The organism is Halovulum marinum (assembly GCF_009697225.1).
GTDB lineage: Bacteria > Pseudomonadota > Alphaproteobacteria > Rhodobacterales > Rhodobacteraceae > Halovulum > Halovulum marinum.
This window is the reverse complement of the sequence record NZ_WIND01000005.1, coordinates 131,868-157,211: the sequence shown is the minus strand read 5'-3', so window position 1 is coordinate 157,211 and position 25,344 is coordinate 131,868. Positions and strand designations below refer to the sequence as shown.

Genomic DNA, 25,344 nt, shown 5'->3' with positions numbered 1-25,344 from the left:
CATGCACAGCATGTTTGCCGATCTGATGAACCGCCTTCTGGGCAAGGCCCCGCAGCCCGATCCGCAGGGCGACTACCGCCGCTCGCTGGCGGCGCTTCTGGTGCGTTGCGCGCGCATCGACGACGACTACGCCCCGGCCGAACGGGCGCGCATCGACCGCATCCTGATCAGCCGCTATGGCCTGACCGAGTCGCAGGCCGCCGAACTGCGCGCCGAGGGCGAGGCGCTGGAGCAGGAGGCCGGCGACACCGTGCACCTGACCAAGGCGATCAAGGACGGCGTGCCCTACGAGGAGCGCGGCGCCATCGTCGAGGCGCTGTGGCAGGTGGCGCTGGCCGACGCCGATCGCGACCACGCCGAGAACGCCTTCCTGCGGCTGGTGGTCAAGCTTCTGGGGATCAACGACGTCGACAGCGGTCTGGCGCGACAGCGCGCGCAGCAGCGTCTTTCAGGCTGATTCCGGCCCCCGCGCCGCCGCGAACCGCGCCCGGCTGGCGGCGGGCCAGTACTTGCGGGCGGAATAGTATTCCGGGACCGCCGGAACACCCTCGGGCAGGCTGACCCAGGGCAGCTTGCCGGCGGTGAAGATGTGGATGTCGGGCGGCAGCGCGCCCGGATCGTCCAGCGTGCCGACGCGAACGAAGCGGATCGCCGGACCGGCGCCGGGATAGACGCTCCACAGCGCGACCTGGCAGGCGGGGCAGCGGCTGATACGCTGGCCCTTGCCGCTGGCGGACGGGACCGGCACCTCGACCGGCCGGCCCTCGAGGATCTGGACCCGCGACGCCTCGATCAGCGCGTTGATCACGAAGGCCGAACCGGTCTCGCGCTGGCACCAGCTACAGTGGCAGCAGTGCACGAACATCGGCGCCGCGGTCAGCCGGAAGCGCACCGCGCCGCAGGTGCAGCGGCCGTTCACCGCCCGGCCCCGAGCTTGCGCACGAGGTCGATGAAATGATCGCCCCGGTGCTCGAAACTCGGGTACTGGTCGAAGCTGGCGGCGGCGGGCGCCAGCAGCACAGTGTCGCCCGGCCGCGCATCGGCGGCGGCCGCCGTCACCGCCGCGTCGAGTGTGCCGCAGTCGGTGTGCGGGGTATCGCCCAGCGTGGCGGCGAAGGCGGGCGCGCACTGGCCGATCAGATAGGCCTTGGCGACGCGCGCAAACAGCGGGCGCAGCGGCTCGATGCCGCCCTCCTTGGGCACGCCGCCGGCGATCCAGCGGATGTTGTCATAGGCCATCAGCGCCTTCTCGGCGGCGTCGGCGTTCGTCGCCTTGCTGTCGTTGACGAAGGTGACACCGTCGCGCGTCGCGATCACCTGGCTGCGGTGGGCCAGACCGGGATAGCTGCGCAGCCCCTTCTCGATCTGCCGCGGCGACAGCCCCAGCGCACGCAGCGCGGCCCAGGCGGCGCAGGCGTTCTGGTGGTTGTGCGCGCCGGGCAGCGCGGGAATGTCGCGCAGGTCGACCGAGGCCATCTGCCGCCCGCCGCGCCATTCCGCCAGGAAGCCCTTGCGCGCGAACACCGACCAGCCGTCCTTGATCTGCACCGAATTGGCGATGCGGATCACCGGATCGCCGGAACCGGTCACCTCGCGCATCTGGTTGGCCAGCAGCCGCCCCTCGGGACCGTCGACGCCGATCACGCTGCGCTCGGGCCCGCCCTCGGCGAACAGGCGGCGCTTGGCGGCGAAATAGCCGCCCGGGCCGCCGTGCCGGTCCAGGTGGTCGGGGCTCAGGTTGAGGAAGATGGCGATGTCCGGGGCCAGCGCGCGCGCCAGCTCGGTCTGGTAGGATGACAGCTCCAGCACCACGACCTCGGCCTCTGCGGCCGGGTCCAGGTCCAGCACGCCGCGGCCGATGTTGCCGCCCATCTGGGTCGGGCGGCCGGCATCCGTCAGGCAGTGGTGCAGCAGCGCGGTGGTGGTGGACTTGCCGTTCGAGCCGGTGACGCAGACCACGCGCGGCGTCGGGTCCATCTCGTGCCAGTCGTCCGTTGCCCAGGATCGGAAGAACAGGCCGACGTCGTTGTCGACGGCGACGCCGCGATGATAGGCCCGCTCGATGATCGGGTGCGGCGCCGGGTAGAGATGCGGGATGCCGGGCGAGACGATCAGCGCGACCATCCCCTCCCACGCCGCGTCGCGGCGCAGATCGGCGATCTCGAACCCCTCGGCGGCGGCCTTCTCGCGTGCGCCGTCGCTGTCGTCCCAGCAGGCCGGCACCGCGCCGCCGGCGGCCAGCGCCCGCGCCGTCGCCAGCCCCGAGCGGCCCAGCCCCAGCACGCCCACGCGATGCCCCTCGTAGCCCCTGACCGGGATCATGCGGCTTTTCCTTCCTACCAGGCGATCGGCTTGCGGTCGCGGAAGAAGCCCCCGGTGGGGCCGTCCTCGGGCAGCGTCGCCAGCCAGACGGCAGTGTCTGCGCCCTCTTCCGGCGACCGGCTTGCGCCGGGGCCGCCCATGCGCGTGCGCACCCATCCGGGGCACATCGCGTTGATCTTGATCGTATCGGGCAATTCGTGGCTGAGCGCCAGCGTCAGCGCATTCAGCGAGGCCTTGGCGACCGCGTAGGCACCCGGCCCGTCCAGACCTTCCGAGAACGCGCCCCAGCCCGACGAGAGATTGACGATCCGGCCCCAGCCCTGCCCGCGCATGTGCGCGACATTGGCGCGGATCAGATGGTAGGGGCCGTGGACCATGACCTGCATCGCGGTCTGGTACGGGCCCGGATCGGCCAGCAGCCCGCCGCCGTCCAGCACGCCGGCATTGTTGACCACGATGTCGAAGCCGCCCTCGGCCGCGACGGCGTCCCGCACGCTTTCGATGTGCGTCAGGTCCAGATGAACGGCACGGACGCCAAGCGCATCGGCGGCCACTTGCCCGGCCTGCGGATCCCGCGCGCCGATCACCACGTCGAGCCCCTGCGCCGCCAGCCCCGCCGCGATCGCCCGGCCGATGCCGCGGTTGCCGCCGGTGACCAGCGCCTTGCGGATCATCTCAGCTTCAGGGTCGCAAGGCCGATCATCGCCAGGATCACGCTGATGATCCAGAACCGGATGACGATCTGCGCCTCGCCCCAGCCCTTCTTCTCGAAATGATGATGGATCGGCGCCATCAGGAAGATCCGCTTCTTGGTGCGCTTGTAATAGGCCACCTGGATGATCACCGACAGCGCCTCGACCACGAACAGCCCGCCGATGATCGCCAGCACGATCTCGTGCTTGGTCGCGACCGCGATGGCGCCCAGCGCGCCGCCCAGCGCCAGGCTGCCGGTGTCGCCCATGAACACCGCCGCCGGCGGCGCGTTGTACCACAGAAAACCCAGCCCCCCGCCGATCAGCGCCGCCGAGAAGATCGCGATCTCGCCGGTGCCGGGGACGTAGTGGACGTCCAGATACTGGGTGAAGTCGGTCCGGCCCACGACATAGGCGATGATGCCGAAACTGCCGCCGGCGATCATCACCGGCATGATCGCAAGGCCGTCCAGGCCGTCGGTCATGTTCACCGCGTTTGCGGCGCCGACGATCACGATCATCGCGAAGGGCACGAACAGGAACGACAGGTTCAGCAGCAGGTTCTTGAACACCGGGAACGCCAGCTGGCCGCTTAGCCCGGCCGGCTGCAGCCACATCGCCCAGCCCGCCGCGATCGCGGCGATGCCGAAGCCGATGGCCAGCCGCACCCGCCCCGAGATGCCGGCCACGTCCTGCTTGGTGACCTTGGAATAGTCGTCGGCGAAGCCGATCAGCCCGAAGGCGGCGGTGACGAACAGGATCAGCCAGACAAAGCCATTGTCGAGCCGCGCCCACAGCAGCGTCGAGACCAGCAGCGCCGACAGGACCAGCAGACCGCCCATCGTCGGCGTTCCGGCCTTGGTCAGGATGTGGCCCTCGGGGCCGTCCTCGCGAATCGGCTGACCGCGCTTCTGCTTGCGGCGCAGGAAGTTGATCAGCGGCCGGCCGAAGATGAACCCGAAGATCAGCGCCGTCAGGAACGCGCCGCCGGCACGAAAGGTGATGTAGCTGAACAGGTTGAACAACCCGCCGTCGTCGGAAACTCCGCTGAGGAAATACAGCATCTACTCGGTTCCTTGCGCATCCAGCGGGCGTGCATCGCCCAGTTTCTTGATCGCCTGCACCAGCAGCCCGACCCGGCTGCCGTTCGAGCCCTTGCACATCACCACGTCGCCGGCGTCCACCAGCCGCGGCACGCGCGCGGCCAGCGCCGCGCTGTCGGCGCACCACAGACCGCGCTTCTTGTGCGGCAATGCCGCATGCAGGTGCTTCATCAGCGGCCCGGCACAGTGCACCGTGTCGACCGCCGCCAGCGCCGGCAGCGCCGCCAGTTGCGCGTGCAGCGCCGGCCCGTCGGCGCCAAGCTCCAGCATGTCGGCCAGCAGGGCGATGCGACGGCCGCGCGCGACCCGCCCCTGGCCGTCGCGCGGCTGGGTCACGGCAAAGACCTCGAACGCCGCCGCCATCGCCGCCGGGTTGGCGTTGTAGCTTTCGTCGATCAGGTGCACGTGCCCGTCGATGCCGCCGCCGCCCAGCGCGATGATCCAGCGCGCGCCGCGGCCCTCGGGGGCGGACCAGCCGGCCAGCGCCAGCGCGGCGCGGGCGCGGTCCGCGCCCAGCGCGTCCACCGCCGCCAGCACCGCCATCGCGTTCATCGCCAGGTGCCGCCCCGGCTGCGCCAGCTTGAAGATCTGCGGCGCGCCCATGCACGCGGCGCGGGCGGTCACCGCGGTCTCGGTCAGGTTGGTGTCGCTCAGCCGGTAGTGCGCCAGCGCAGAGCCGCCGAAGCTGAGACAGCGCACCCCCAGCCGGCCGACCACGCCGCGCTGAACCGGATAGGTCCCGGTGTCGCGGTTCAGGATCATCACCCCGCCGGGCACCAGCCCCTCGGCCAGCGAGGCCTTCTCGCGGGCGATCTCGTCAAGCGAGCCGAACGACTCCATGTGCGCCGCGGCGACGGTGGTGACGATGCCGACGTGCGGCCGCGCCAGCCGCGCCAGCGGCGCGATCTCTCCCGGGCGGTTCATGCCGATCTCGATCACCGCGAAGCGGGTGTCGCGCGGCATCCGCGCCAGCGTCAGCGGCACGCCCCAGTGGTTGTTGTAGCTCTTGTCCGCGGCGTGGGTCGGGGCCTGCGCGGCCAGCGCCGTGCGCAGCATGTCCTTGGTCGAGGTCTTGCCGACCGAACCGGTCACCGCGACCACCCGCGCGCGGGTGCGCGCGCGCCCGACCGCGCCCAGCGCGGTCAGCGCGGCCAGCGTGTCGTCCGCCACCAGCAGCGGCGCGTCCCCGGACACGCCCTCCGGCACATGGCTGACCAGCGCGGCGGCGGCGCCAAGCTCCAGCGCCCGGGCGACGAACTCGTGGCCGTCGCGCTGCGCGGCCAGCGCCACGAACAGATCGCCCGGCGCCAGCGTGCGGGTGTCGATCGACACGCCGGTCGCCTGCCACGCGCCGGCGGTGCGGCCGCCGGTGGCCCGCGCGGCCTCGGCGGCGGTCCAGAGCGCGCTCATGCCAGCCGGCCTTCCAGCGCCGCGACGGCGATCGAGGCCTGCTCGGCATCGTCGAACGGCAGCACGTCGTCGCCGACGATCTGCCCGGTCTCGTGCCCCTTGCCGGCGATCAGCAGCGTGTCGCCGGCCTGAAGCGCGTCGACGGCGGTCAGGATCGCCTCGGCGCGGTCGCCGATCTCGTTCGCCTCGGGCGCGCCCTTGAGGATCTGCGCGCGGATCGCGGCCGCAGCCTCCGAGCGCGGATTGTCGTCGGTGACATAGACCACGTCGGCGTTCTCGCGCGCCGCGGCGCCCATGACGATGCGCTTGCCGGGGTCGCGGTCGCCCCCCGCGCCGAACACGACCAGCAGCCGGCCCATGACATGCGGGCGCAGGGCGCGCAACGCGGTCTGCAACGCGTCGGGCGTGTGCGCATAGTCGACGAAGACCGCCGCGCCGTTGCTGCGCACCGCCGCCCGCTGCATCCGCCCGCGCACCGCGACCAGCTTCGGCAGCGCATCGAAGGCCGCGTGCGGATCGATCCCGGTGGCCAGCGCCAGCCCGGCGGCGAGCAGCGCGTTCTCGCCCTGGAAGCCCCCGATCAGTTCGAGCCGCCGCAGATGCGCCTCGCCCCGCCAGGAGAAACGCAGCTCCTGGCCCGTCGCATCGAAGCGCTGGTCCAGCAGGCGCAGCGCCGCCTGCTCGCGCCGGCCGACGCCGAGCACGCTCTGGCCCCGACCGGCGGCTATCTTCGCCACCGCCGGGCCCATGTGATCGTCGAGGTTCACCACCGCCGTGCCGTCCGCCGGCAGCACGCGCTGGAACAGCCCGCACTTGGCGAAGAAATAGGCGTCGAAGTCCGGGTGGTAGTCCAGATGATCGCGGCTGATGTTGGTATAGGCTGCCGCCGCCAGCCGGACCCCGTCCAGCCGACGCTGCGCCAGACCGTGACTCGACGCCTCCATCGCGGCGTGGGTGATTCCCTCGGCGGCGAGGTCGGCCAGCAGCCGGTGCAGGATGGTGGGCTCGGGCGTGGTGTGGGTCAGCGGACGCGCGACCGCGCCCTCGACGCCGACGGTGCCGAGATTGACCGCCGCATGCCCGGCCGCCTCCCAGATCTGCCGGGTGAAGCTGGCGACCGAGGTCTTGCCGTTGGTGCCGGTCACCGCGACCATCGTCTCGGGCTGCGCCGCGAACCAGGCGGCGGCGGCGCGGGCCAGCACCAGCCGCGGATCGTCGTGGACGATCACCGGCACCGGCAGCGGGCCCTCGGCCTCGGCGAGCGCCAGGCCGGTCGGATCGGTCAGGATCGCCACCGCGCCCATGCGCAGCGCATAGCTGATGAACGCGGCGCCGTGCATCCTGGTGCCGGGCAGCGCGGCGAACAGGTGTCCGGGCAGCGTGTCACGGCTGTCCACCGACAGCCCGGTGATCAGCCGTTGGCGCGACCAGTCGCCGGCGCGGCGGGCATCGCCGTCAAGCAGTCCGAGGGCCGCAATCTCCTGTGGCCTGTTCCCATCGCTGGTCAATCCGACCGCTCCCTCAGTTGCCGGTGCGCACGGTCAGCGCATCCTCCGGCGTCTCTTTAGGCAACGGCCGCATGTTCATCAATGGCGCGATGCGGCGGATCACCTCGGCGGCGACGGGCGCCGCGGTCCAGCCGGCGGTGCGGCGCGGCTCCCGCCCGCTGCGGTCCTCGGGTTCGTCGAGGCTGACGGTCAGCACGTATTCCGGGTCGTCCGCCGGGAACACCGCCGCGAAGGTCGAGATCACCTTGTTTTCGGAGTAGCCGCCGGTGCGTTTGGGCTTGTCCGCGGTGCCGGTCTTGCCGCCGACGCGATACCCTTCGACGTCCGCCATCGTTGCGGTGCCGCGCTCGACCACGGCGCGCAGCATCTGCCGTATCTTGCGCGAGGTTTCGGTCGAGATCACCCGGTCAGCGTCGGTCGGCGCCGGCGTGTCCGCCAGCAGCGTCGGACGCACGCGCAGGCCGCCGTTCACCACCGAGGCGTAGCCGCTGGCCAGATGCAGCGGCGTCACCGCCAGCCCGTGGCCGTAGCTGATGGTCATGGTCGAGATCTCGGACCAGCGCGGCGGAAACAGCGGCTTGGACTTCGACGCCTCGGGCAGCGTGATCGGCACCGGCTCGAAGAAGCCCAGGCTGCCCAGGAACGCCTTCTGGCGCTCGGCGCCCAGTTCCATCGCCACCCGCGCGGTGCCGACGTTGGACGATTTGACGATCACGTCGCTCAGCGTCAGGAACGGCCCGTAGTTGCGGAAGTCGCGAATCCGGAACCGGCCCCAGGTCAGCGGCCCCGAGGTGTCGACGATAGTGTCCGGGGTGGCGATGCCGGTCTCCAGCGCCTGCGCCACGGTGAATATCTTGAACGTCGAGCCCAGCTCGTAGACGCCTTGCGCGGCGCGGTTGAACAGCGGGCTATCCGACGGATCGCCCTGCGTTGGCGGCAAGGGACGCTGGTTCGGGTCGAAATCGGGCAGCGAGGCCATGGCCACGATCTTTCCGGTGCGGGCCTCCATCAGCACCGCCGCGGCGCCCTTGGCGTTCATCAGCTGCATGCCGCCCGCCAGCACCCGCTCGACCGCCGCCTGCACCGACAGATCGATCGACAGGCGCAGCGGCTGGCCGCCGTTGGCCGGATCGCGCAGGAAAGCGTCGAACTCGCGCTCGACGCCGGCCGAGCCGATCACCTCGGCGGCGTGCACGCCCTCGCGCCCGAAGCCGTAGCCGCCCAGGATGTGCGCCGCCAGCCGGCCGTTCGGGTAAAGCCGCATCTCGCGCGGGCCGAACTTCAGGCCCGGCTCGCCCAGGTCCATAACCGCCTGCTGCTGCTCGGGGCTCATCGTGCGCTGGACCCAGAGGAACTTGCGCTTGCCCGAGAACTGCTTCAGCAGCTCGGCCTCGTCGAGGTCGGGGAAGATCCGCGCCAGCCCCGCGGCGGCGGCGACCCGGTCCACCATCTCGTGCGGCTGGGCGTAGAGCGAGGCGGTCATCAGGTTGGTGGCGAGGATCGCGCCGTTGCGATCGACGATGTCGGCGCGCTGCGCGACGATGCGCTGCTCGGCCGCGGTCACCCGTGGCTCCTCGGGGTCCGAGGCGGCGAGCACCGACATCCGCGCGGCCACCGTGCCGAACGCCAGCACGAAGGTCGCCGCCAGCAGAAGCAGCCGGTGCTCGGCCTTCAGGCGCTCGGCGCGGTGGCGGGCGCGCAGCCGGGCGGCGCGCTCCTCGGCCTCGATGTCGTCGGGGTTCTCGCCCCGGGCGCGCGCCGAGAACACCCGCGCCAGCGGACGCAGCGGCCGGCGCGGGGTCACGGCCGCGCCTCGGTGTTGGCGGCCAGCAGCGGGATCGGCGGCTGCGGATAGGGCACCATCGCCGGATCGCCGAAATGCTCGGCGGTCATCGGCATCAGCCCCAGCTCCGGGAAATACATCTCGGCCAGCGCGCGCAGCCGGTCGGGCCGGTTCAGGTAGGCCCATTCGGCGCTGAACATGGCGATCGCCTCGCGCTCGGCGGCGATCTGCGCACGCAGGTCGGCGACCCGCTGCACCGCGTCCTGGGTGCTGTAATTCACCTGGTACGCCCAGGCGGCGAAGGCCACGACAAGGGCGCTCGCGGCAAGATAGAGCAGCGTTCTCATCCCTTCTCCTCCATGCGTGTCAGTCCCAGGGGTGGCAGGCCCAGTTGATCCAGACCGATGCGGCCCGCCGGCGCCGCGGTGCGCGCCGCCATCCTCAGCTTGGCCGAGCGCGCGCGCGGGTTGGCGTGCGTCTCGCCCTCCTCGGGCGCCACCGCCTTGCGCGTCAGCAACTTGAAGCGCGCCGCCTCGGCCGGCGCCGCCGCGGGCATGTGGCGCGAGCCGCCCTCGGCCTGACCCGAGCGGGCCCGCAGGAAACGCTTCACGATCCGATCCTCGAGCGAATGGAAGGTCACCACCGCCAGGATGCCGCCCTCGGCCAGCGCGCGCTCGGCCGCCAGCAGGCCGCGGGCCAGTGCGCCCAACTCGTCGTTGACGGCGATGCGCAGCGCCTGGAAGGTACGTGTCGCCGGGTGCGGCTGGCCCGGGCGCGGGCGCGGAAGGATCCGCTCGATCATCCCGGCCAGCTGCCGGGTGCGGGTGAACGGCTGCGCCTTGCGGTCGGCGACGATCGCCCGCGCGATGCGGCGCGCGGCGCGTTCCTCGCCATACTGGAACAGCACGTCGGCCAGTTCGCGCTCGGGCAGGGTGTTCACCAGGTCGGCGGCGGTGGTGCCGGTCTGCGCCATGCGCATGTCCAGCGGTCCGTCCTGCATGAACGAGAAACCCCGCTCCGAGCGGTCGAGCTGCATCGAACTGACGCCGACGTCCAGCACCACGCCGTCCAGCGGCAGCGCGCCGGTGTCGGCCGCGACCCGGTCGAGATCCTGGAAATTGCCCTCGACCAGCACCAGGCGGTCACCGTAGTCCCCGGCCCAGTCCCGCGCCTCGGCCAGCACGCTGGGATCGCGGTCGACGGCGATCACCCGCCCGGCACCGGCTTCGAGCAGGGCGCGGGTATAGCCGCCGGCGCCGAAGGTGCCGTCGAGCCAGGTGCCGCGGATCGGCGCGGCACGCGTCAGGATCGGGTCCAGCAGGACGGGGATGTGCGGGTCGAGCGTCATGGTTCCGCCCCCTGCCCGGTCATGCGTTCAGCCGGGCACGGTCGAGCAGTGCGAAGATGTCCTGCTCCTGATCCTTGTCGCCCAGCCAGTCGCCGATGCGGTTCATGTCGTCCTCGTAGGCCGACGGCTCCCAGATCTGGAACTTGTCGCCCATGCCGGCGAAGGTCGCTTCGGCCTTGACGCCGATCCGCTCGCGCAGCTTCGCGGGCAGCACCATGCGGCCGTTCTCGTCGACCTGGGCGTAGATCGACTGGGTGTTGATCATGCGCTCCAGCGCCTCGCGCTCGGGCGAATAGCGCGGCAGCGCCGAGATCATGTCGTCGACCTCCTCGATGCCCTTCAGCGAATAGCCCTCGAGGCACGGGCGGCCGCGCAGCCCGTAGACCAGCACCAGGTTCGGCTGCGCGCCCGACACCCAGTCGGGATCGCCATCTTCCAGCACGCGCCGGAACGGGGCCGGGATCGACACCCGGCCCTTGCTGTCCACCTTGTGGACGCTTTCGCCCCTGAAACGTCGTGCCACGTTTCTCTCCTGCCCGGCGCGCCGGAAACGAAAACGACCCGTGCGTTGTCAGCACGGGTCGCTTCTCTTGCCCTGGTGGCCGCGCCCGTCTGCGTGCCGCTGTGTCCGCCGAGTGCCTTACGCCAGGCGCCTTGGTTCTTGGGGGAAGAATGCGGGCCTGTATGAAGCCTGCTCGTCTTTTTTCTTGTTCGGGACTTGGCGTCCCTTGTGGGATGTACCGCATCCTTCCCTGTCACATGGTATAACGTGGGAATACATGCAAATCAATGGGAAAATTACTCACAACATGGTCCCGCATGGAGAATCTCATGTCAACACATCTCATGAATTGCATATCTGTTCTGCGAAAACCCAACATAAAGCGCACTGGAAGCAAACAGACACCAGATATGCCGCAGGCTGGACGAACGGCCCCGTCCCATCCTGTCCCATGAAAACCCGAAGAGCGGCGCAATCCCCATGCCGCCAACGGTTTATCCACCCGGTTATCCACAGGCAGGACGGGGAAAACGGGGCATCCCGCCCCTTTGTGCGGGGGCGGGATGGGAATCGATGGATGCGGATGGCCTGTAAGCCGGATTCTGTAAGACGCTTGCGCGTCCCGATGGCCATTCGTCTGGGCCGGCCCTTGCGGACCGGCTCGGGCAGCCAACCCGGACCTGCTCGGGGCGGAGGCGCCCCTGCGGCTTGCGCCGCACGCGATCCCTATTTGGCCTTGCTCCCGGCGGGGCTTGCCGTGCCGGACCTGTTGCCAGGCCCGCGGTGGGCTCTTACCCCACCGTTTCACCCTTGCCCCGGACAGGCCGGGGCGGACTGTTCTCTGTGGCGCTGTCCCTCGGCTTGCGCCGGCCGGGCGTTACCCGGCGCCGTTCCTCCGTGGAGTCCGGACTTTCCTCGGGCACGAAGCCCGCGGCCATCCGGCCATCCGCAGGGGGCATGTACGCACCCCCCGAGGCGGGGTCAAGAAAGAGCGCCGGGAAACGGGTGCCGCCGGGCGAGATCCTCGATCAGCGCCACGTCCCAGCCGTCCGGTCCGGCGGCCGCGCCGTGCGCCCGGGGCCGGAACCGGGCGCGCACCGCCGGCAGCAGCCGCGGGCTGTCCGCCGGATAGCCGAACCGGGCCGCGGCGCGGGCGAAGCGATCCGGCCACTCCGAGGCGTCGCCGACATCCGGCGCACCGACCCGGGGCCAGACCGCAAGACCCCGCCGCGCCAGCCGCCGCCAGTCGAAGCGCGGCCCCGGATCGGATTTCCGCTCCGGGGCCAGATCGGCATGGCCGATCACCCCGGCCGGTCCGATGCCGTGCCGGGCCAGAACCCCCGCCAGCAGCGACTCGAGCGCGGCGATCTGCGGCGCGGCGAAGGGATGGTCGCCGCGGTTGTCCAGCTCGATGCCGATGCTGCGCGAATTGACGTCGCCGGCCCCGCCCCAGGCGCCGGCGCCGGCGTGCCAGGCGCGGCGATCCTCGTCAACCAGCCGCCAGACCCGGCCGTCTGCCCCGATCAGGTAATGCGCCGACACCTCGTGCTCGGGCGCCCGCAGACGCGCCAGCGCGGCCTCGGCGGTCGCCATCGCGGTGTAGTGCAGCACCACCAGCGACGGCCGCAACCCGTCGCGCCGCGCGCCGTGGTTCGGGGACGGGGCGTCGATCATCTGCACGAGCGCACCACCGTCTCAGCGGTTGAGGAAATCGCTCGCATCGAAGTTCAGCAGGCCGCCGAACACCGCCAGCAGCACATTGCGGCGCTGGCCGCCGGATTCGGTGATCCGCGCCGACAGCGGCACCTCCTGGCCGTCGTTCAGCCCGTACCGGCTGACGTCGCGCACCACGCCGTCGCGATCGAAGGCGACCGCCAGCACCACCCGGTCGGTGATCTCGGGCGGGTTGTAGGCCAGCTGCTTCATCGTCGTCTGCACATAGTACCACTCGTCCGCCGACACCAGCGCGGTGCTGGCCGGGCGGCCGAGCCGCTCCTCGATCGAGGCGATGGTGTCGATGCCGGGCTCGATCGAGGCGATCTCCGCCTCGCTCGGCACATAGCCGTGCACCGTCACCGTAGGCGAGCAACCGGCAAGAATCAGCACACCGAGCACCATCGCCACCCGCGCTATCACCCTGGTCATTCTGTCCGGCACGTTGCCCTCTTCGTTGCGCCCCCTTGTCCCGTACCCCGCGGCCCCCCTAATTTCAAGCGAGCACGAGGCAAGGAGAATGTCATGGCAACGGACCGTCCCCCGCCGGCGCCCGCCGCCGAGTTCAGCCGCCCGCTGCGGCTGGCCCGGCTGTCGCGCGCAAGACCGCACCAGATCGACGAGGCCGCGACCGCCGGGGAATGCGCGCGCGTCGCGCGCCTGCTGGATCTGCAGGCCGTTTCCAAACTGCGCCTGACCGGCCGGCTGGAGGCCGCCGCCGGTGGCGGCTGGACCTTCCGCGGCACCGTCGGCGCCAGCCTCACCCAGACCTGCGTCGCCACGCTGCAGCCGGTGCCGGCGCGGATCGACGCCCCGGTGCGCCGCGACTATGTCGCCGGGCTGGACGCGGACGCGCGCGACATCGCACTGGACCCGGACGCGCCGGACGAGCTGGAGCCGCTGCCCGAGACGCTCGACCTCGGCGCGCTTGCGGTCGAGGAACTGGCGCTGGCGCTGCCGCCCTACCCGCGCGCCCGCGGCGCAGGCCCGGCCGCGGTCGAGGCGCGTCCGCCCGGCGCCGCCCCGCTGGAGCCGGACCCGAAACCGTTCGCCGCGCTGCAGGCGCTGAAGCGGAAATTGGACGACAGCGACGGCTGAGGCCAACTTTTCCCTTGCAGCGCAGATGAATCCGGTTATGGTCCGCGCTTCCGGACACCGCCGGTTGTTCGCGGCGGCTCTCGGGGTTTGTCCCGGCCGTGGCGTTCCCCGGCAGCAGGCGAAGCCCAAAGACCCAGAGGTTGAACAGATGGCTGTTCCTAAGAGTAAGATCACGCGGTCCAAGCGCGGCATGCGCCGTTCGCACGATGCGCTGACCGGCGCGAACCCGAACGAATGCAGCAACTGCGGCGAGCTGAAGCGTCCGCACCACGTCTGCCCGTCCTGCGGCCACTACGCCGACCGGGAAGTCGTGGCGATGGTTGACGAGATCGACCTGGACGAAGACGCCGCGTAAGCCGGAACGGCCCAGCGCATGACAGCCAGCACCCCCGATACCAGCGACCGCTCCACGGTCATATCCATCGATGCGATGGGCGGTGAACGGGGGCTATCGGCGGTCATCGGCGGGATGGAGAAGTCGGCGCGCAAGAACCCCGACATCCGCTTCATCCTGCACGGCCCGGAACCCCATCTCGCCCCGCTGCTGCAACGCCAGCCGGCGCTGCGCGAGCGCACGGAAGTCCGCCACGTCGAGAAGACCGTCTCGATGGAGGACAAGCCCTCGCGCGTGCTGCGCCGCGGCAAGGGCACCAGCATGTGGAACGCGCTGGAGAGCGTCGCCAAGGGCGAGGCCGCAGTCGCGGTCAGCTGCGGCAACACCGGCGCGCTGATGGCGCTGTCGATGCTGGCGCTGCGCAAGGCGCCCGGCGTCGACCGTCCCGCCATCGCGGTGATGTGGCCGTCGCGCAACCCCTCGGGCTACAACGTCGTGCTGGACGTGGGCGCGGACATCCGCGCCGACGCCCGCGACCTGCTGAACTACGCGATCATGGGCGCGGCCTATGTCCGCAACGGCCTGCAGCTGAAGCGGCCGCGTGTCGGCCTGCTGAACGTCGGCACCGAGGAGCACAAGGGCCGCCCCGAACTGCACGAGGCGGCGCAGCTGATCGAGGCCGCGGCGCCGGGCAGCGATTTCGAGTACGTCGGCTATGTCGAGGGATCGGACATCGGCGGCGAAGGCGTCGATCTGATCGTCACCGACGGCTTCACCGGCAACGTCGCGCTGAAAACCGCCGAGGGCACCGCGATGCAGGTCCGCGATCTGCTGAAAGAGGCATTCCGGTTCACGCCGCTCAGCCGCATCGGCGCGCTGTTCGCGCTGACCTCGCTGCGGCGGCTGTCCAAGCGCATCGACCCGCGCCGGGTGAACGGCGGTGTCTTCCTGGGTCTGAACGGCACCGTGGTCAAGTCGCACGGCTCGGCTGACGCGACCGGCCTCTCGGCGGCGATCAAGCTGGCCTTCATCCTGGCGCAGAACGGTTTCGCGGAAAAACTGGCGCGCAGAGTTGCATCCGGGGCCGGCCCCGCCCAGACTGACACCAAACGAAAAGAAGCAGAGGCCAGTTGAGCATGGGCGTGAGGCGCGCGGTAGCCGTCGGGTGCGGGCATTACCTGCCTGCGCGCGTCGTCGAGAATGCGGAATTCGAAAAGTTCGTCGACACCTCGGACGAATGGATCCGGAGCCGCTCCGGCATCGAGCGCCGGCATTTCGCGGCCGAGGGCGAGAAGACCTCGGATCTGGCGATCGCCGCTGCGCGGATGGCGCTGGACGATGCCGGGCTGCAGGGCAGCGACATCGACGCACTGGTGCTGGCCACCGCCACCCCCGACCAGACCTTCCCGTCGACCGCGACCCGCGTCCAGGCGGCGCTGGAGATGGGCGAAGGCTTTGCCTACGACGTGCACGCGGTGTGCGCCGGCTTCGTGTTCGCGCTGTCGAACGCCAGCGCGATGATCGGCTCCGGCCAAGCCAACCGGGTGATGGTGATCGGCGCCGAGACCTTCAGCCGGATCCTGAACTGGGAAGACCGCACCACCTGCGTGCTGTTCGGCGACGGCGCCGGCGCGCTGATTCTCGAGGGCGCGGACGGCGACGGCAGCTCCGCCGACCGCGGCGTCCTGTCCACCGTCCTGCGTTCGGACGGGCGCTACAACGACCTGCTCTACGTCGACGGCGGCGTCTCGACCACCGGCACCGCCGGCCAGCTGGTGATGCAGGGCCGCGAGGTGTTCAAGCACGCCGTTTCCAAGCTGGCCGCCGCCGGCGAGGAGGCGCTGGAAAGCGCCGGGCTGGAGGTCGACGACGTCGACTGGGTGGTGCCGCACCAGGCCAACCTGCGGATCATCAAGGCGACCGCCGGAAAGATCGGCCTGCCGATGGAAAAGATCGTCGTAACCGTGCAGGATCACGGCAATACTTCCGCGGCTTCGATCCCGCTGGCGCTGTCGGTGGCGAACAGCCAGGGCCGGTTCCGCAAGGGCGATCTGCTGCTGATGGAGGCGATCGGCGGCGGATTGACATGGGGTGCGGCGACACTTCGCTGGTAGCTTTCGATCCCCGCCTGAATTTGGCCAGCCAACCCCCTGATATTGACTCGCTTTTGCGAATCCAACTAACGTCGCGCGCACCGGGCTGAAATCGGGAGCGCGATGATGAGCGAATCCACCCTTACGCGGATGGATCTGGCCGAAGCGGTATTTCGCGAGGTGGGTCTGTCCCGCAACGAGTCCGCCGAACTGGTGGAGTCCGTGCTCCGGCACATCTCGGACGCGCTTGCGGGCGGCGAGAGCGTGAAGATCTCGTCCTTCGGCACCTTCAACGTCCGCACCAAGTCGGCGCGCATGGGCCGCAATCCCAAGACCGGAGAGGAAGTGCCGATCTCGCCCCGCCGGGTGCTGACCTTCCGTCCCTCGCACCTGATGAAGGAACGGGTGGACGCGGGCAACAAGCGCTGACGCCCGGACCCATAGAAGGTGGTTCGCAAATCTCCCGATGCCTTTCGCACGATCAGCGAGGTCGCCGAGATCCTCGAGATCCCGGCGCACGTGCTGCGCTTCTGGGAAAGCCGCTTCACCCAGATCAAGCCGGTGAAGCGCGGCGGCGGCCGCCGCTATTACCGCCCGCTGGACATCGACCTGCTGCGCGGCATCCGCGACCTGCTCTACCACGACGGCATGACGATCAAGGGCGTGCAGAAGATCCTGCGCGAGCGCGGCGTCAAGCACGTCACCGAACTGGGCCGGCTGGAGCCGCAGCGCGACCCGATCCATGCCCCGCAGGACCCGCCGCTGCGCCGCCCTGCCGCCGCGCCCGCCGCCGAGTTCGTGCCCGAATTCGTGCCCGAGCCGGACGACACCCGCCCCGAGCCGGTGCCCGAAGCGCCCTTCTGGGCCGAGCCCGAGGATGACAGCATGGATCAGCCCGAACCGCCCGCGGCCGGCCGACCGGAGGCGCCCGAAGCGCCGTTCGCGGTGCTCGGGCCGGATGACGACGTGCCGGACGACGACGTGCCGGACGACGCCGCGCCGCGGGACGTGCCGGACGAGCCCGGCGCGCAGGATACGCCTGAAACCGCCCAGCCCGCCGCCCAGCCCGCCGCCCCGTCCCGCCCCGACGCGCCGCCGATGCGCAGCTTTCCCGACGCGGCGCTGCCGGGTCCGGGCCGGCAGCCGCGCGGCGACACCCAGGTCGACCTGTTCAGCCACGCCGAGAAGCGCGACCGCCGCCCGTTCCCGCCCGATCCGGCCCGCGCCGCGCGCACCGAGGAACTGCGGCGGATCCTCGGAAAGCTCGAGGCGCTGCGCGAAAAAATGGCCGCGACCCTGCGCTGATGCGTCTTGCAGCCACGGCTCAGGCGGGTATAACAGCGGCTCGTCGGGCTATAGCGCAGTCTGGTAGCGCGTTCGTCTGGGGGACGAAAGGTCGTGAGTTCGAATCTCGCTAGCCCGACCACCTCATTCCAGGGCGCCGGAGCACATCGCTCCGGCGCCCTTTTCGCAACCGAACCGCGGGGCCGCCGATGACCGACCCGACCGGCCAGGGGGTGCTGGCCGACCGCCAGATCGCGGCGATGATCGACAGCGGCGCGATCGGCCTCGACCGCGCCCCGGCTGCCGACCAGATCCAGCCCGCCAGCCTCGACCTGCGGCTCGGCGCCCGCGCCTGGCGGGTGCGCGCCTCGTTCCTGCCGGGGGCCGAGGCGACGCTGGCCGACCGGCTCGACCAGTTCGCCATGCACGAGATCGACCTCGGCCCCGGCGCGGTGCTGGAGAAGGGCTGCGTCTACCTGGTGCCGCTGATGGAGCGGCTGTCGCTGCCGGACGACGTGACGGCGGTGGCGAACGCCAAGTCCTCGACCGGACGGCTGGACCTGTTCACCCGGCTGATCACCGACCGCGGCACCGAGTTCGACCGGATCGACGCCGGCTACGACGGGCCGCTCTACGCCGAGGTCTCGCCGCGCAGCTTCTCGGTGCTGGCGCGGCCGGGGATGCGGCTGAACCAGATCCGTTTCCGCCGCGGCCGGGCCGAGCTGGACGACGCCGCGCTGCGCGAACTGCACGCCCGCAACCAGCTGGTGGACGGGCCGGCGCACATCGACAACGGGCTCGGGTTCTCGGTCGACCTGCGCCAGCGCGACGGCGGCATCGTCGGCTACCGCGCCAAGCCGCACACCGGCCTGATCGACCTGGACAGGCTGAACCACTACGCGATCGACGATTTCTGGGAGCCGGTGCACGCCCGCGACGGGCGGATCATCCTCGACCCCGGCGCGTTCTACATCCTGGTCAGCCGCGAGTCGGTGCACGTGCCGCCGGACTGCGCCGCCGAGATGGCGCCCTATCTGGCCATGGTGGGCGAGTTCCGGGTGCATTATGCCGGCTTCTTCGATCCCGGATTCGGCCATGCCGCCGCCGGCGGCCACGGCTCTCGCGGGGTGCTGGAAGTGCGCTGCCACGAGGCGCCGTTCGCGCTGGAGCACGGCCAGATCGTCGGCCGGCTGGTCTACGAGCGGATGTCCGAGCGCCCCGGGCGGCTTTACGGCGCGGACCTGAAGTCGAACTACCAGGGCCAGGGTCTGAAGCTGTCCAAGCACTTCCGGACCGCCTAGCGCCCGCCCCGGCCGGTTCAGTCGAACATGTCGTCCTGTTCCTCGTCGCCTTCGTCGCCCGCGTCCGTCTCGTCGCCGTCGCCGTCGCCGCGCGCGCCCAGGCTGCCCGGCATCGGCCGGTTGTCCAGCAACCCGGCCTCGCGCAGTTCCTTGATCCCCGGCAGGTCCTTGGCGCTTTCCAGCCCGAAATGGTCCAGGAACGCGGGCGTCACCGTGAAGGTCACCGGCCGCCCCGGGGTCTGGCGGCGCCGGCCGAGCCGGATCCAGTCCAGCTCCAGCAACAGATCGATGGTACCGCGCGACACCGAAACGCCGCGGATCTCCTCGATCTCGGCGCGGGTGACGGGCTGGTGGTAGGCGATGATCGCCAGCGTCTCGATCGCGGCGCGCGACAGCTTGCGGGTCTCCTCGACCTCGCGGCTCATCAGGAAACCGAGGTCGGGGGCGGTGCGGAACGCGACCGCGTCGCCGATCTTTACCAGCCGCACGCCGCGCCCGTCGTAGCGCCTGCGCAGCTGCTCGACCGCCGCGCCCGGGTCCGAGCCGTGCGGCATCCGGGCGGCGATCTCGCGCAGTGTCTGCGGCTTCTGCGCGGCGAACAGGATCGCCTCGACCATGCGCTCCTGCTCGGCCAGCGGCGGCGCCTCGAACAGTGTGCCGACGCCGCCCGCGGACTTCTCCCCGGTCTCGTCGTTCATTCCGTGGCGTCCGGGCGCGCGCGCAGGGTGATCGGCGCGAACGCGCTTTCCTGCCGCAGCTCGACCCGGCCGCGCTTGGCCAGTTCCAGCGAGGCGGCGAAGGTCGCGGCCATGGCCGAACGGCGCTTCTTCGGGTTCACCTGCCAGCCCTCGGGCAGGAAGCTGGCGATGTCGCGCCACTCGACGGCGGCGCCGACCAGCGCGCGCATCCGCTCCAGCGCCTGCTCCATGGTGTAGACCGGGCCGCGGTTCAGGTGGAACGGCTGGAAATCGTCGCGGGTCTTGATCCGGGCATAGGCCTTCATCAGTTCCAGCAGCGTCGCCTCATAGGTGATCTTGCGCCGCTCGCTGGTGGCCTGCGGCTCGCCGCGCGCGAACATGTCGCGGCCCAGCCGGTCGCGGCCCATAAGCTGCGCGGCGGCGCGGCGCATCGCCTCCAGCCGCTCCAGCTGGAACGCCAGGTGCGCGGCCAGCTCCTCGCCCGAGGGGCCGTCCTCGGTCGGGTCGGGCGGCAGCAGCAGCCGCGACTTCAGGAACGCCAGCCACGCCGCCATCACCAGGTAGTCGGCGGCCAGTTCGATCCGCAGCCGCTTGGCGGCGTCGACGAAACGCAGGTACTGCTCGGCCAGCGCCAGAACCGAGATCCGGCGCAGGTCCACCTTCTGCGTGCGCGACAGCGTCAGCAGCAGATCCAGCGGCCCCTCGTAGCCGTCGACATCGACCACCAGCGCCTCGGCGGCCAGGCGCTGCGCGGTATCGAATTCAGGTGCGAAATCGTCAGGCAACGGGCACTCCCCTGGCCAGATCGTCGATCTGCTGCAGCGCCGCCGGCACGTCGATCGGCACCGGCTGCAGCGCGGCGCGGGCGGCCAACGCCGCGTCGGTCCGGGCCAGCGCGGCGCCGGCAAGGCGCGGCGCCGCGCCCATCACCGCGCGCATCTCGTCGGCATCGCCGTTGCAGTGCAGTGCCAGATCGCAGCCAGCGGCGATCGCCGCCGCCGCGCGCGCGTCCAGCGTGCCGCTGAGCGCGCCCATCGACAGATCGTCAGACATCAGCGCGCCGCGGAAGCCGATGTCCGCGCGGATCGCGGCCAGCACCGCCGGCGAGGTCGTCGCCGGGCGTTCGGCGTCGAGCGCGGCATAGACGATGTGCGCGGTCATCCCCAGCGGCAGGTCGGCAAGGGCGCGGAACGGCGCGAAATCCTCTGCCTCCAGCAGGTCTCGGGGGGCGTCGACCACCGGCAGCGACAGATGGCTGTCGAGCGGCGTCCGGCCGTGGCCGGGAACGTGCTTGAGCACCGGCAGCACGCCGCCCGCCGCCAGCCCGTCGGCCACCGCGCGGCCCAGCGTCGCCACCGCGTCCGGCGCGGCGCCGTACAGCCGCTGGCGAATCGCCACGTGCGTTTCGGGCCGCGCGATGTCGACCATCGGGGCGCAGTTCACGTCGATCCCCAGCAACGCCAGCTCGGTACCGATCACGTGGTAGCGCAGCCGCATCGCCGCCACGCGCTCGCGCGGGCCGGCAAAGCGGGCCAGAAAGCTTTCGGCATTGTCCCAGCCGGTCCAGTGCGGCGGCGTCAGCCGCGCCACGCGGCCGCCTTCCTGGTCGATCAGCACCGGCGCCTCGCGGCCGACCGCGCCGCGCAGGTCGCGGACCAGCGCACGGACCTGCGCCGGGGTCTCGACGTTGCGGGCGAACAGGATGAAGCCCCAGGGGTCGGAGCTGGCGAAGAAACGGGCTTCCGCGCGGGTCAGGACCGGCCCCGAGCAGCCGAGGATCGCGGCGCGGGCGCTCACTTCAGCGCACCGTCACCGGGATGCATTCCAGCGCGCGCGCCACCAGCGCCTCGCACAGCGCGCGCTGGCTGGCGCCGCCTTCGAAGCCCAGCGCCCGCAGCCGGAAATAGACCCGGCCGTTCGATTCGGCGCGCTGCACATAGTATTGTTTCGAGCCAAGCAGGTCGGAATGCCCGCCCAGCAGACGGTTCCACTGCGCCTGCGCCTGCTCGGGCGTGTCGAACGCGCCCAGCTGCACCAGCCGGGTGCCGGCGGCCAGGTTCTCGGGATCGACCGGCGCCGCGGCCAGCGCGGCGCTGCGGGTCTGCTCGCGCGGGGCGGTGATGCGGGCGCGCGCGGTGTCGAGGCCCAGCGTCTCGGGGCGGACCCGCGGCCGCGGGCGGCCGCGACCGTCGGCCGCGGAAATACCGTCGGCCTCGGCCTCCTGGCCCGGCGCGGCCTCGCTGTTCTCGGCGGTCAGCAGCGAAAGGATGGTTTCGGCGACCGGATCGCCGTCGGCCTCGCCCGTGCCGGCGTCGGCGGCCTGCGCATCGGCGTCGGCGGCCGGCGCCGGGTCGTCGCCGCGGTCCAGCGACAGCACCGCCGGGGCCAGGCTGGCACCGCCCGGCCGCTGCGCCTCGTTGCCGGCCAGGATCTCGTTCACCTCGAGCCCCTGGTGGGCGACCTCCTCGCCGCCCGGATCCTCGGGCAGGATCCGTGCCGGGCGCTCCATCGCCTGGATGACCGGGATCTCGTTCGCGTCGCGCACGCCCAGGCGGTAGGCCCACAGGACCAGCAGCCCGAGCACCATCAGCGACAGCACCGCGCCGCCCCACTTGAAATACAGGAACAGGACCCGTCTCAGGCCCTGCGGTTCACCCTCCTCGGCGAATTCGTCGTAATACGCGTCTTGCATTCCTGCTCGCCTCTGCCTCGCCCCACTGTATATGGGGGTAGCGATTTGCCCAACACCAAAATGTACATTTTACATGTCTTCGACCGGTGTGACGCCAAGAATACCCAACCCTGCCGCGATAACAACGGCAGTCGCGCGAATCATGGCAAGCCGGGCCCTCGTTACCTCGGGTACGTCGGCACGGACAAAACGCAAGTCCGGGTCGAGCTTACCACGATGCTGCAACGCATGATAGGCGCTGGCCAGATCGTACAGGTAGAAGGCGATCCGGTGCGGCTCGTGCGCCTGCGCCGCGCCTTCGACCTGGCGCGGCCATTCGCCCAGCTTCTTCAGCAGCGCCAGCTCGTCCGGATCGGCCAGATCCCTGACCGGGGCGTCGGCCAGCGCGGCGTCGTCGGTGGCGAAACCCGCCTCGGCCGCGCGGCGCAGTGCCGAGCACACCCGCGCATGCGCGTACTGCACATAGAACACCGGGTTGTCCCTGGACTGCTCGGTCGCCTTGTCGAAGTCGAAGTCCAGCGTCGCGTCGTTCTTCCGGGTCAGCATCACGAAACGGGTCACGTCGGGCCCGACCTGGTCGATCACGTCGCGCAGGGTGACGAAGGTCCCCGCCCGCTTGGACATCTTGAATTCCTGCCCGCCCTTCATCAGCCGCACCAGCTGGGTCAGCTTGATGTCCAGCGGCACCCTTCCGTCCGACAGGGCGGACACGGCCGCCTTCATCCGCTTGACATAGCCGCCGTGGTCGGCGCCGAACACGTCGATCAGCTGGTCGAAGCCGCGCGTGACCTTGTCGTAGTGATAGGCGATGTCGGGGGCGAAATAGGTCCAGCTGCCGTCGGACTTCCGCACCGGCCGGTCGGTGTCGTCGCCATGCTCGGTCGAGCGGAACAGCGTCTGCTCGCGCGCCTCCCAGTCGTCGGGCAGCTTGCCCTTCGGCGGCTCCAGCACGCCGACGTACAGCAGCCCCCTGTCCTCAAGCGCCTTCAGCGCGGCCTCGATCCGGCCGGTGCCGTACAGCGACTTCTCGCTGAAGAACACGTCCATGCGCACGCCCAGCGCGGCCAGGTCGGCGCGGATCAGCTCCATCATCGCGTCGGTGGCGAATTCGCGGATCTCGGCCAGCCAGACGTCCTCGCCCCGGTCCAGATAGGCGTCGCCGACCTTCGCCTTCAGCGCCGCGCCCACCGGCACCAGGTAGTCGCCGGGATAGGTGCCGTCGGGAAACTCCACCTCGTGGCCGTGCGCCTCGAGGTAGCGCAGGTAGACCGACCGGGCGAGCGTGTCGACCTGGCCGCCGCCGTCGTTGATGTAGTATTCGCGGGTCACGTCGTAGCCGGCGAAATCCAGCAGCCCGGCCAGCGCGTCGCCGAACACCGCGCCGCGCGTGTGGCCGACGTGCAGCGGGCCGGTCGGGTTGGCCGAGACGTATTCCACGTTCACCTTCACGCCGGTGCCCATGTCCGAGCGGCCGAAATCCGCGCCCGCCCGGATCGCCGCCGGCGCCACCGCCTGCCACAGCGCCGGCTGCAGCCGCAAGTTCAGGAACCCGGGCCCGGCGACCGTCGCTTCGGCGATGCGCGGATCCTCGGCCAGCGCCCCGGCCAGCGCCTCGGCGATGTCGCGCGGCTTCATCCTCGCCGGCCTGGCCAGCACCATCGCCGCGTTCGTCGCCATGTCGCCGTGCGCCGGGTCGCGCGGCGGCTCGACGGCGACATTGCCCAGGTCCAGCCCCTCGGGCAGGCGGCCTGCGGCGACCATCGCGTTCAGGGCGGCGATAACGGCGGTGCGGATCTCGGCGAAGAGGTTCATGTCAGGATTCCGGTCAATGCTGCGGTGCGCGACCTAGCACAGCGGCGGCGGCGCTGCCACAGGCATCAGCGCCAGGTTCGGTCCCCGCAGATGCGGCGGTGCTCGTTGTAGGCGAAGCGGTCGGTCATCCCGGCGATATAGTCGCAGACCGCGCGCGCCAGCCGGGTCTCGTCGCCCGACAGCGCGTGCGCGTTCCAGCCCGCGGGCAGGCTTTCGGGCGCGGCCATGTAGGCGGCGAACAGCTCGCGCACCACGCGGGCCGAGGTCACCCGCATCTTCTTCACCCGCGCATGGCGGTACATGTTGGCGAACAGGAAGGCACGGATCTGCTGCAGGTCGGACCAGAGCGGGCCCGAAAAGCGCACCACCGGCCGGCCCAGATCCCGCACCGCCTGGGCGCTGGCCGGCGCCGCCGCGGCCAGCCGCCGGCGGCTTTCGGCGATCACGTCCTCGACCATCACTCCGAACACCCGGCGCAGGGCCTCGTGCCGGCGGCGGTCGGGGTCGAGCCCGGGGTGGCGTCGGTCGACCTCGGCGAAGCAGCGGCCGACGATCGGCAGCGCGCGGATGTCGTCCACCGAGAACAGCCCGGCGCGCAGCCCGTCCATCAGGTCGTGGTTGTTGTAGGCGACATCGTCCGCCACCGCCGCCACCTGCGCCTCGGCGCCGGCATGGGTCGACAGCTCCAGGTCGTGCCGGGCGTCGTACTCGGCCAGCGCGTAGGGCAGATCGCCGGTCACCGGACCGTTGTGCTTGGCGATGCCCTCCAGCGTCTCCCAGGTCAGGTTCAGCCCGTCGAAGGCGGCGTAGTGCGTCTCCAGCCGGGTGACGATCTTCAGCGCCTGCGCGTTGTGGTCGAACCCGCCCCACGGCGCCATCAGCTCGGCCAGCGCGTCCTCGCCGGTGTGGCCGAACGGCGGGTGGCCCAGATCGTGCGCCAGCGCCACCGCCTCGGTCAGTTCCTCGTTCAGGCCCAGCGCCTTCGCGATCGTGCGCGCCACCTGCGCCACCTCGATCGAATGCGTCAGCCGGGTGCGGTAGTAGTCGCCCTCGTGCTCGACGAACACCTGGGTCTTGTGCTTCAGCCGGCGGAACGCCGAAGCGTGGATGATCCGGTCGCGGTCGCGCTGGAACTCCGAGCGGTGCGCCGAGGACGGCTCCGCCACCAGCCTGCCGCGGGTCTGTTCGGGGTCGCTGGCGAAGGGCGCGTGCACGGGCGGTCTCCGGTCCGGGGTGACGGTCTTGTTGCGGCGGCGGGCGCGTCTTACATTCCTGGGTGCTACCCGATCACGAGGCGATGGAAAAGATGCAGCTCGACCTGCCCCCGAAAGTGACCGACCGGGCCTTCGCCCGGCTGCACGAGATCAACGCCGACGCCGACGCGGCCCAGTGCCTGCGCATCGCCGTCGAGGGCGGCGGCTGCTCGGGCTTCCAGTACGACATCAGTCTGGCCGACGCGCCCGAAGCCGACGACCTGGTGCTGGAGAAGGACGGCGCCCGGGTGCTGGTCGATCCGGTCTCGCTGCCGTTCCTGAAGAACGCCCAGATCGACTTCACCGAGGAACTGATCGGCGCGCGCTTCGTGGTGCACAACCCCAACGCCACCTCCAGCTGCGGCTGCGGCACCAGCTTCTCGATCTGATCGGCGCCG

General features: G+C 71.0%; 27 protein-coding genes, 1 tRNA gene and 1 other RNA gene. 10 read left to right on the top strand and 19 right to left on the bottom strand.

What is annotated here, in order from left to right; all coding sequences use genetic code 11:
* The first annotated feature begins 1 nt into the window (after window position 1).
* Complete coding sequence (locus GE300_RS09350; protein WP_325063177.1) at window positions 2-457, top strand: tellurite resistance TerB family protein; 456 nt, start codon at window positions 2-4, stop codon at window positions 455-457.
* On the opposite strand, the gene GE300_RS09345 is transcribed toward GE300_RS09350, so the two are convergent.
* The 13 genes from GE300_RS09345 to GE300_RS09285 all read right to left on the bottom strand — a co-directional run bounded on the left by GE300_RS09345 (window position 449) and on the right by GE300_RS09285 (window position 12,813).
* Window positions 449-919, bottom strand: a complete 471-nt coding sequence (locus GE300_RS09345) for a GFA family protein (protein WP_325063176.1) — start codon at window positions 917-919, stop codon at window positions 449-451. The genes GE300_RS09350 and GE300_RS09345 overlap by 9 nt on opposite strands.
* Window positions 916-2,322 carry a UDP-N-acetylmuramoyl-L-alanine--D-glutamate ligase gene (gene murD, locus GE300_RS09340; protein WP_154446286.1) on the bottom strand — a complete coding sequence of 469 codons (1,407 nt, stop codon included), beginning with the start codon at window positions 2,320-2,322 and terminating at the stop codon, window positions 916-918. The genes GE300_RS09345 and murD overlap by 4 nt, the downstream gene beginning before the upstream one ends.
* A 14-nt stretch (window positions 2,323-2,336) precedes the next feature.
* Window positions 2,337-2,996, bottom strand: coding sequence for an SDR family NAD(P)-dependent oxidoreductase (locus tag GE300_RS09335; protein WP_154446285.1), 660 nt, complete (start codon window positions 2,994-2,996; stop codon window positions 2,337-2,339).
* Window positions 2,993-4,078, bottom strand: a complete 1,086-nt coding sequence (mraY, locus tag GE300_RS09330; protein ID WP_154446284.1) for a phospho-N-acetylmuramoyl-pentapeptide-transferase — start codon at window positions 4,076-4,078, stop codon at window positions 2,993-2,995. The genes GE300_RS09335 and mraY overlap by 4 nt, the downstream gene beginning before the upstream one ends.
* Entirely contained in the window at window positions 4,079-5,527 is a 1,449-nt protein-coding gene (locus GE300_RS09325; RefSeq protein ID WP_154446283.1) for a UDP-N-acetylmuramoyl-tripeptide--D-alanyl-D-alanine ligase, read from the bottom strand.
* Complete coding sequence (locus GE300_RS09320) at window positions 5,524-6,990, bottom strand: UDP-N-acetylmuramoyl-L-alanyl-D-glutamate--2,6-diaminopimelate ligase (protein WP_154446339.1); 1,467 nt, start codon at window positions 6,988-6,990, stop codon at window positions 5,524-5,526. The genes GE300_RS09325 and GE300_RS09320 overlap by 4 nt, the downstream gene beginning before the upstream one ends.
* A gap of 58 nt (window positions 6,991-7,048) precedes the next feature.
* Entirely contained in the window at window positions 7,049-8,839 is a 1,791-nt protein-coding gene (locus GE300_RS09315; protein WP_325063175.1) for a peptidoglycan D,D-transpeptidase FtsI family protein, read from the bottom strand.
* The gene (gene ftsL / locus GE300_RS09310; RefSeq protein ID WP_154446282.1) at window positions 8,836-9,165 is read right to left on the bottom strand and encodes a cell division protein FtsL; all 330 of its coding nucleotides are present in this window, start codon (window positions 9,163-9,165) and stop codon (window positions 8,836-8,838) included. Before ftsL ends, GE300_RS09315 begins: the two co-directional genes overlap by 4 nt.
* A complete protein-coding gene (gene rsmH / locus GE300_RS09305; protein ID WP_154446281.1) occupies window positions 9,162-10,166 on the bottom strand; it encodes a 16S rRNA (cytosine(1402)-N(4))-methyltransferase RsmH in 1,005 nt (334 codons plus the stop codon). The genes ftsL and rsmH overlap by 4 nt, the downstream gene beginning before the upstream one ends.
* A gap of 19 nt (window positions 10,167-10,185) precedes the next feature.
* On the bottom strand, window positions 10,186-10,689 hold the full coding sequence (gene mraZ / locus GE300_RS09300; protein ID WP_325063174.1) for a division/cell wall cluster transcriptional repressor MraZ: 504 nt from the start codon (window positions 10,687-10,689) through the stop codon (window positions 10,186-10,188).
* A 554-nt stretch (window positions 10,690-11,243) separates the two neighbouring features.
* An RNA gene (gene rnpB / locus GE300_RS09295) (RNase P RNA component class A) lies at window positions 11,244-11,618 on the bottom strand.
* Window positions 11,619-11,649: 31 nt separating this feature from the next.
* Window positions 11,650-12,342 carry an N-acetylmuramoyl-L-alanine amidase gene (locus tag GE300_RS09290; RefSeq protein WP_154446337.1) on the bottom strand — a complete coding sequence of 231 codons (693 nt, stop codon included), beginning with the start codon at window positions 12,340-12,342 and terminating at the stop codon, window positions 11,650-11,652.
* Window positions 12,343-12,363: 21 nt separating this feature from the next.
* Window positions 12,364-12,813: an outer membrane protein assembly factor BamE gene (locus GE300_RS09285; RefSeq protein ID WP_154446280.1), complete on the bottom strand. Its 450-nt coding sequence runs from the start codon at window positions 12,811-12,813 to the stop codon at window positions 12,364-12,366.
* 93 nt (window positions 12,814-12,906) lie between these two features.
* Here GE300_RS09285 and GE300_RS09280 point away from each other — a divergent pair, with 93 nt between their 5' ends.
* From GE300_RS09280 to GE300_RS09245, 8 genes are all read left to right on the top strand, one after another.
* Window positions 12,907-13,479 carry a YceD family protein gene (locus GE300_RS09280; protein WP_154446279.1) on the top strand — a complete coding sequence of 191 codons (573 nt, stop codon included), beginning with the start codon at window positions 12,907-12,909 and terminating at the stop codon, window positions 13,477-13,479.
* Window positions 13,480-13,627: 148 nt separating this feature from the next.
* Window positions 13,628-13,834, top strand: coding sequence for a 50S ribosomal protein L32 (gene rpmF, locus GE300_RS09275; RefSeq protein WP_154446278.1), 207 nt, complete (start codon window positions 13,628-13,630; stop codon window positions 13,832-13,834).
* 18 nt (window positions 13,835-13,852) lie between these two features.
* Entirely contained in the window at window positions 13,853-14,947 is a 1,095-nt protein-coding gene (gene plsX / locus GE300_RS09270) for a phosphate acyltransferase PlsX (RefSeq protein WP_154446277.1), read from the top strand.
* A 2-nt stretch (window positions 14,948-14,949) separates the two neighbouring features.
* Window positions 14,950-15,927, top strand: a complete 978-nt coding sequence (locus GE300_RS09265) for a beta-ketoacyl-ACP synthase III (protein WP_154446336.1) — start codon at window positions 14,950-14,952, stop codon at window positions 15,925-15,927.
* A 105-nt stretch (window positions 15,928-16,032) separates the two neighbouring features.
* Window positions 16,033-16,335: an integration host factor subunit alpha gene (gene ihfA / locus GE300_RS09260; protein ID WP_154446276.1), complete on the top strand. Its 303-nt coding sequence runs from the start codon at window positions 16,033-16,035 to the stop codon at window positions 16,333-16,335.
* A gap of 18 nt (window positions 16,336-16,353) precedes the next feature.
* Window positions 16,354-17,211 (top strand): MerR family transcriptional regulator, encoded by an 858-nt coding sequence (locus tag GE300_RS22945; RefSeq protein WP_325063173.1) that lies wholly within the window; start codon window positions 16,354-16,356, stop codon window positions 17,209-17,211.
* Between the two features lie 44 nt (window positions 17,212-17,255).
* A tRNA-Pro gene (locus GE300_RS09250) sits at window positions 17,256-17,332 on the top strand.
* A gap of 67 nt (window positions 17,333-17,399) precedes the next feature.
* Window positions 17,400-18,491 carry a 2'-deoxycytidine 5'-triphosphate deaminase gene (locus tag GE300_RS09245; RefSeq protein WP_154446275.1) on the top strand — a complete coding sequence of 364 codons (1,092 nt, stop codon included), beginning with the start codon at window positions 17,400-17,402 and terminating at the stop codon, window positions 18,489-18,491.
* Between the two features lie 17 nt (window positions 18,492-18,508).
* On the opposite strand, the gene scpB is transcribed toward GE300_RS09245, so the two are convergent.
* The 6 genes from scpB to GE300_RS09215 all read right to left on the bottom strand — a co-directional run bounded on the left by scpB (window position 18,509) and on the right by GE300_RS09215 (window position 24,907).
* On the bottom strand, window positions 18,509-19,189 hold the full coding sequence (gene scpB / locus GE300_RS09240; protein WP_154446274.1) for an SMC-Scp complex subunit ScpB: 681 nt from the start codon (window positions 19,187-19,189) through the stop codon (window positions 18,509-18,511).
* A complete protein-coding gene (locus tag GE300_RS09235) occupies window positions 19,186-19,974 on the bottom strand; it encodes a segregation and condensation protein A (protein WP_154446273.1) in 789 nt (262 codons plus the stop codon). Before GE300_RS09235 ends, scpB begins: the two co-directional genes overlap by 4 nt.
* Window positions 19,967-20,986 (bottom strand): glycoside hydrolase family 3 N-terminal domain-containing protein, encoded by a 1,020-nt coding sequence (locus GE300_RS09230; RefSeq protein ID WP_325063172.1) that lies wholly within the window; start codon window positions 20,984-20,986, stop codon window positions 19,967-19,969. The genes GE300_RS09235 and GE300_RS09230 overlap by 8 nt, the downstream gene beginning before the upstream one ends.
* Before the next feature lies 1 nt (window position 20,987).
* Complete coding sequence (locus tag GE300_RS09225) at window positions 20,988-21,881, bottom strand: SPOR domain-containing protein (RefSeq protein WP_154446272.1); 894 nt, start codon at window positions 21,879-21,881, stop codon at window positions 20,988-20,990.
* A gap of 69 nt (window positions 21,882-21,950) precedes the next feature.
* Complete coding sequence (gene argS, locus GE300_RS09220; RefSeq protein ID WP_154446271.1) at window positions 21,951-23,693, bottom strand: arginine--tRNA ligase; 1,743 nt, start codon at window positions 23,691-23,693, stop codon at window positions 21,951-21,953.
* Between the two features lie 65 nt (window positions 23,694-23,758).
* Window positions 23,759-24,907, bottom strand: a complete 1,149-nt coding sequence (locus GE300_RS09215; RefSeq protein ID WP_325063171.1) for a deoxyguanosinetriphosphate triphosphohydrolase — start codon at window positions 24,905-24,907, stop codon at window positions 23,759-23,761.
* A gap of 92 nt (window positions 24,908-24,999) precedes the next feature.
* Between GE300_RS09215 and erpA the strand changes: the two genes are divergently transcribed.
* Window positions 25,000-25,335: an iron-sulfur cluster insertion protein ErpA gene (erpA, locus tag GE300_RS09210; RefSeq protein ID WP_154446333.1), complete on the top strand. Its 336-nt coding sequence runs from the start codon at window positions 25,000-25,002 to the stop codon at window positions 25,333-25,335.
* Window positions 25,336-25,344: the final 9 nt, after the last annotated feature.

Coding starts and splice junctions, on each gene's coding strand:
- GE300_RS09350 (WP_325063177.1), top strand. CDS start 2: ATGCACAGCATGTTTGCCGATCTGATGAACCGCCTTCTGGGCAAGGCC.
- murD (WP_154446286.1), bottom strand. CDS start 2,322: ATGATCCCGGTCAGGGGCTACGAGGGGCATCGCGTGGGCGTGCTGGGG.
- GE300_RS09335 (WP_154446285.1), bottom strand. CDS start 2,996: ATGATCCGCAAGGCGCTGGTCACCGGCGGCAACCGCGGCATCGGCCGG.
- mraY (WP_154446284.1), bottom strand. CDS start 4,078: ATGCTGTATTTCCTCAGCGGAGTTTCCGACGACGGCGGGTTGTTCAAC.
- GE300_RS09325 (WP_154446283.1), bottom strand. CDS start 5,527: ATGAGCGCGCTCTGGACCGCCGCCGAGGCCGCGCGGGCCACCGGCGGC.
- ftsL (WP_154446282.1), bottom strand. CDS start 9,165: ATGAGAACGCTGCTCTATCTTGCCGCGAGCGCCCTTGTCGTGGCCTTC.
- rsmH (WP_154446281.1), bottom strand. CDS start 10,166: ATGACGCTCGACCCGCACATCCCCGTCCTGCTGGACCCGATCCTGACG.
- GE300_RS09290 (WP_154446337.1), bottom strand. CDS start 12,342: ATGATCGACGCCCCGTCCCCGAACCACGGCGCGCGGCGCGACGGGTTG.
- GE300_RS09285 (WP_154446280.1), bottom strand. CDS start 12,813: ATGACCAGGGTGATAGCGCGGGTGGCGATGGTGCTCGGTGTGCTGATT.
- GE300_RS09280 (WP_154446279.1), top strand. CDS start 12,907: ATGGCAACGGACCGTCCCCCGCCGGCGCCCGCCGCCGAGTTCAGCCGC.
- rpmF (WP_154446278.1), top strand. CDS start 13,628: ATGGCTGTTCCTAAGAGTAAGATCACGCGGTCCAAGCGCGGCATGCGC.
- plsX (WP_154446277.1), top strand. CDS start 13,853: ATGACAGCCAGCACCCCCGATACCAGCGACCGCTCCACGGTCATATCC.
- GE300_RS09265 (WP_154446336.1), top strand. CDS start 14,950: ATGGGCGTGAGGCGCGCGGTAGCCGTCGGGTGCGGGCATTACCTGCCT.
- ihfA (WP_154446276.1), top strand. CDS start 16,033: ATGAGCGAATCCACCCTTACGCGGATGGATCTGGCCGAAGCGGTATTT.
- GE300_RS09245 (WP_154446275.1), top strand. CDS start 17,400: ATGACCGACCCGACCGGCCAGGGGGTGCTGGCCGACCGCCAGATCGCG.
- scpB (WP_154446274.1), bottom strand. CDS start 19,189: ATGAACGACGAGACCGGGGAGAAGTCCGCGGGCGGCGTCGGCACACTG.
- GE300_RS09225 (WP_154446272.1), bottom strand. CDS start 21,881: ATGCAAGACGCGTATTACGACGAATTCGCCGAGGAGGGTGAACCGCAG.
- argS (WP_154446271.1), bottom strand. CDS start 23,693: ATGAACCTCTTCGCCGAGATCCGCACCGCCGTTATCGCCGCCCTGAAC.
- erpA (WP_154446333.1), top strand. CDS start 25,000: ATGCAGCTCGACCTGCCCCCGAAAGTGACCGACCGGGCCTTCGCCCGG.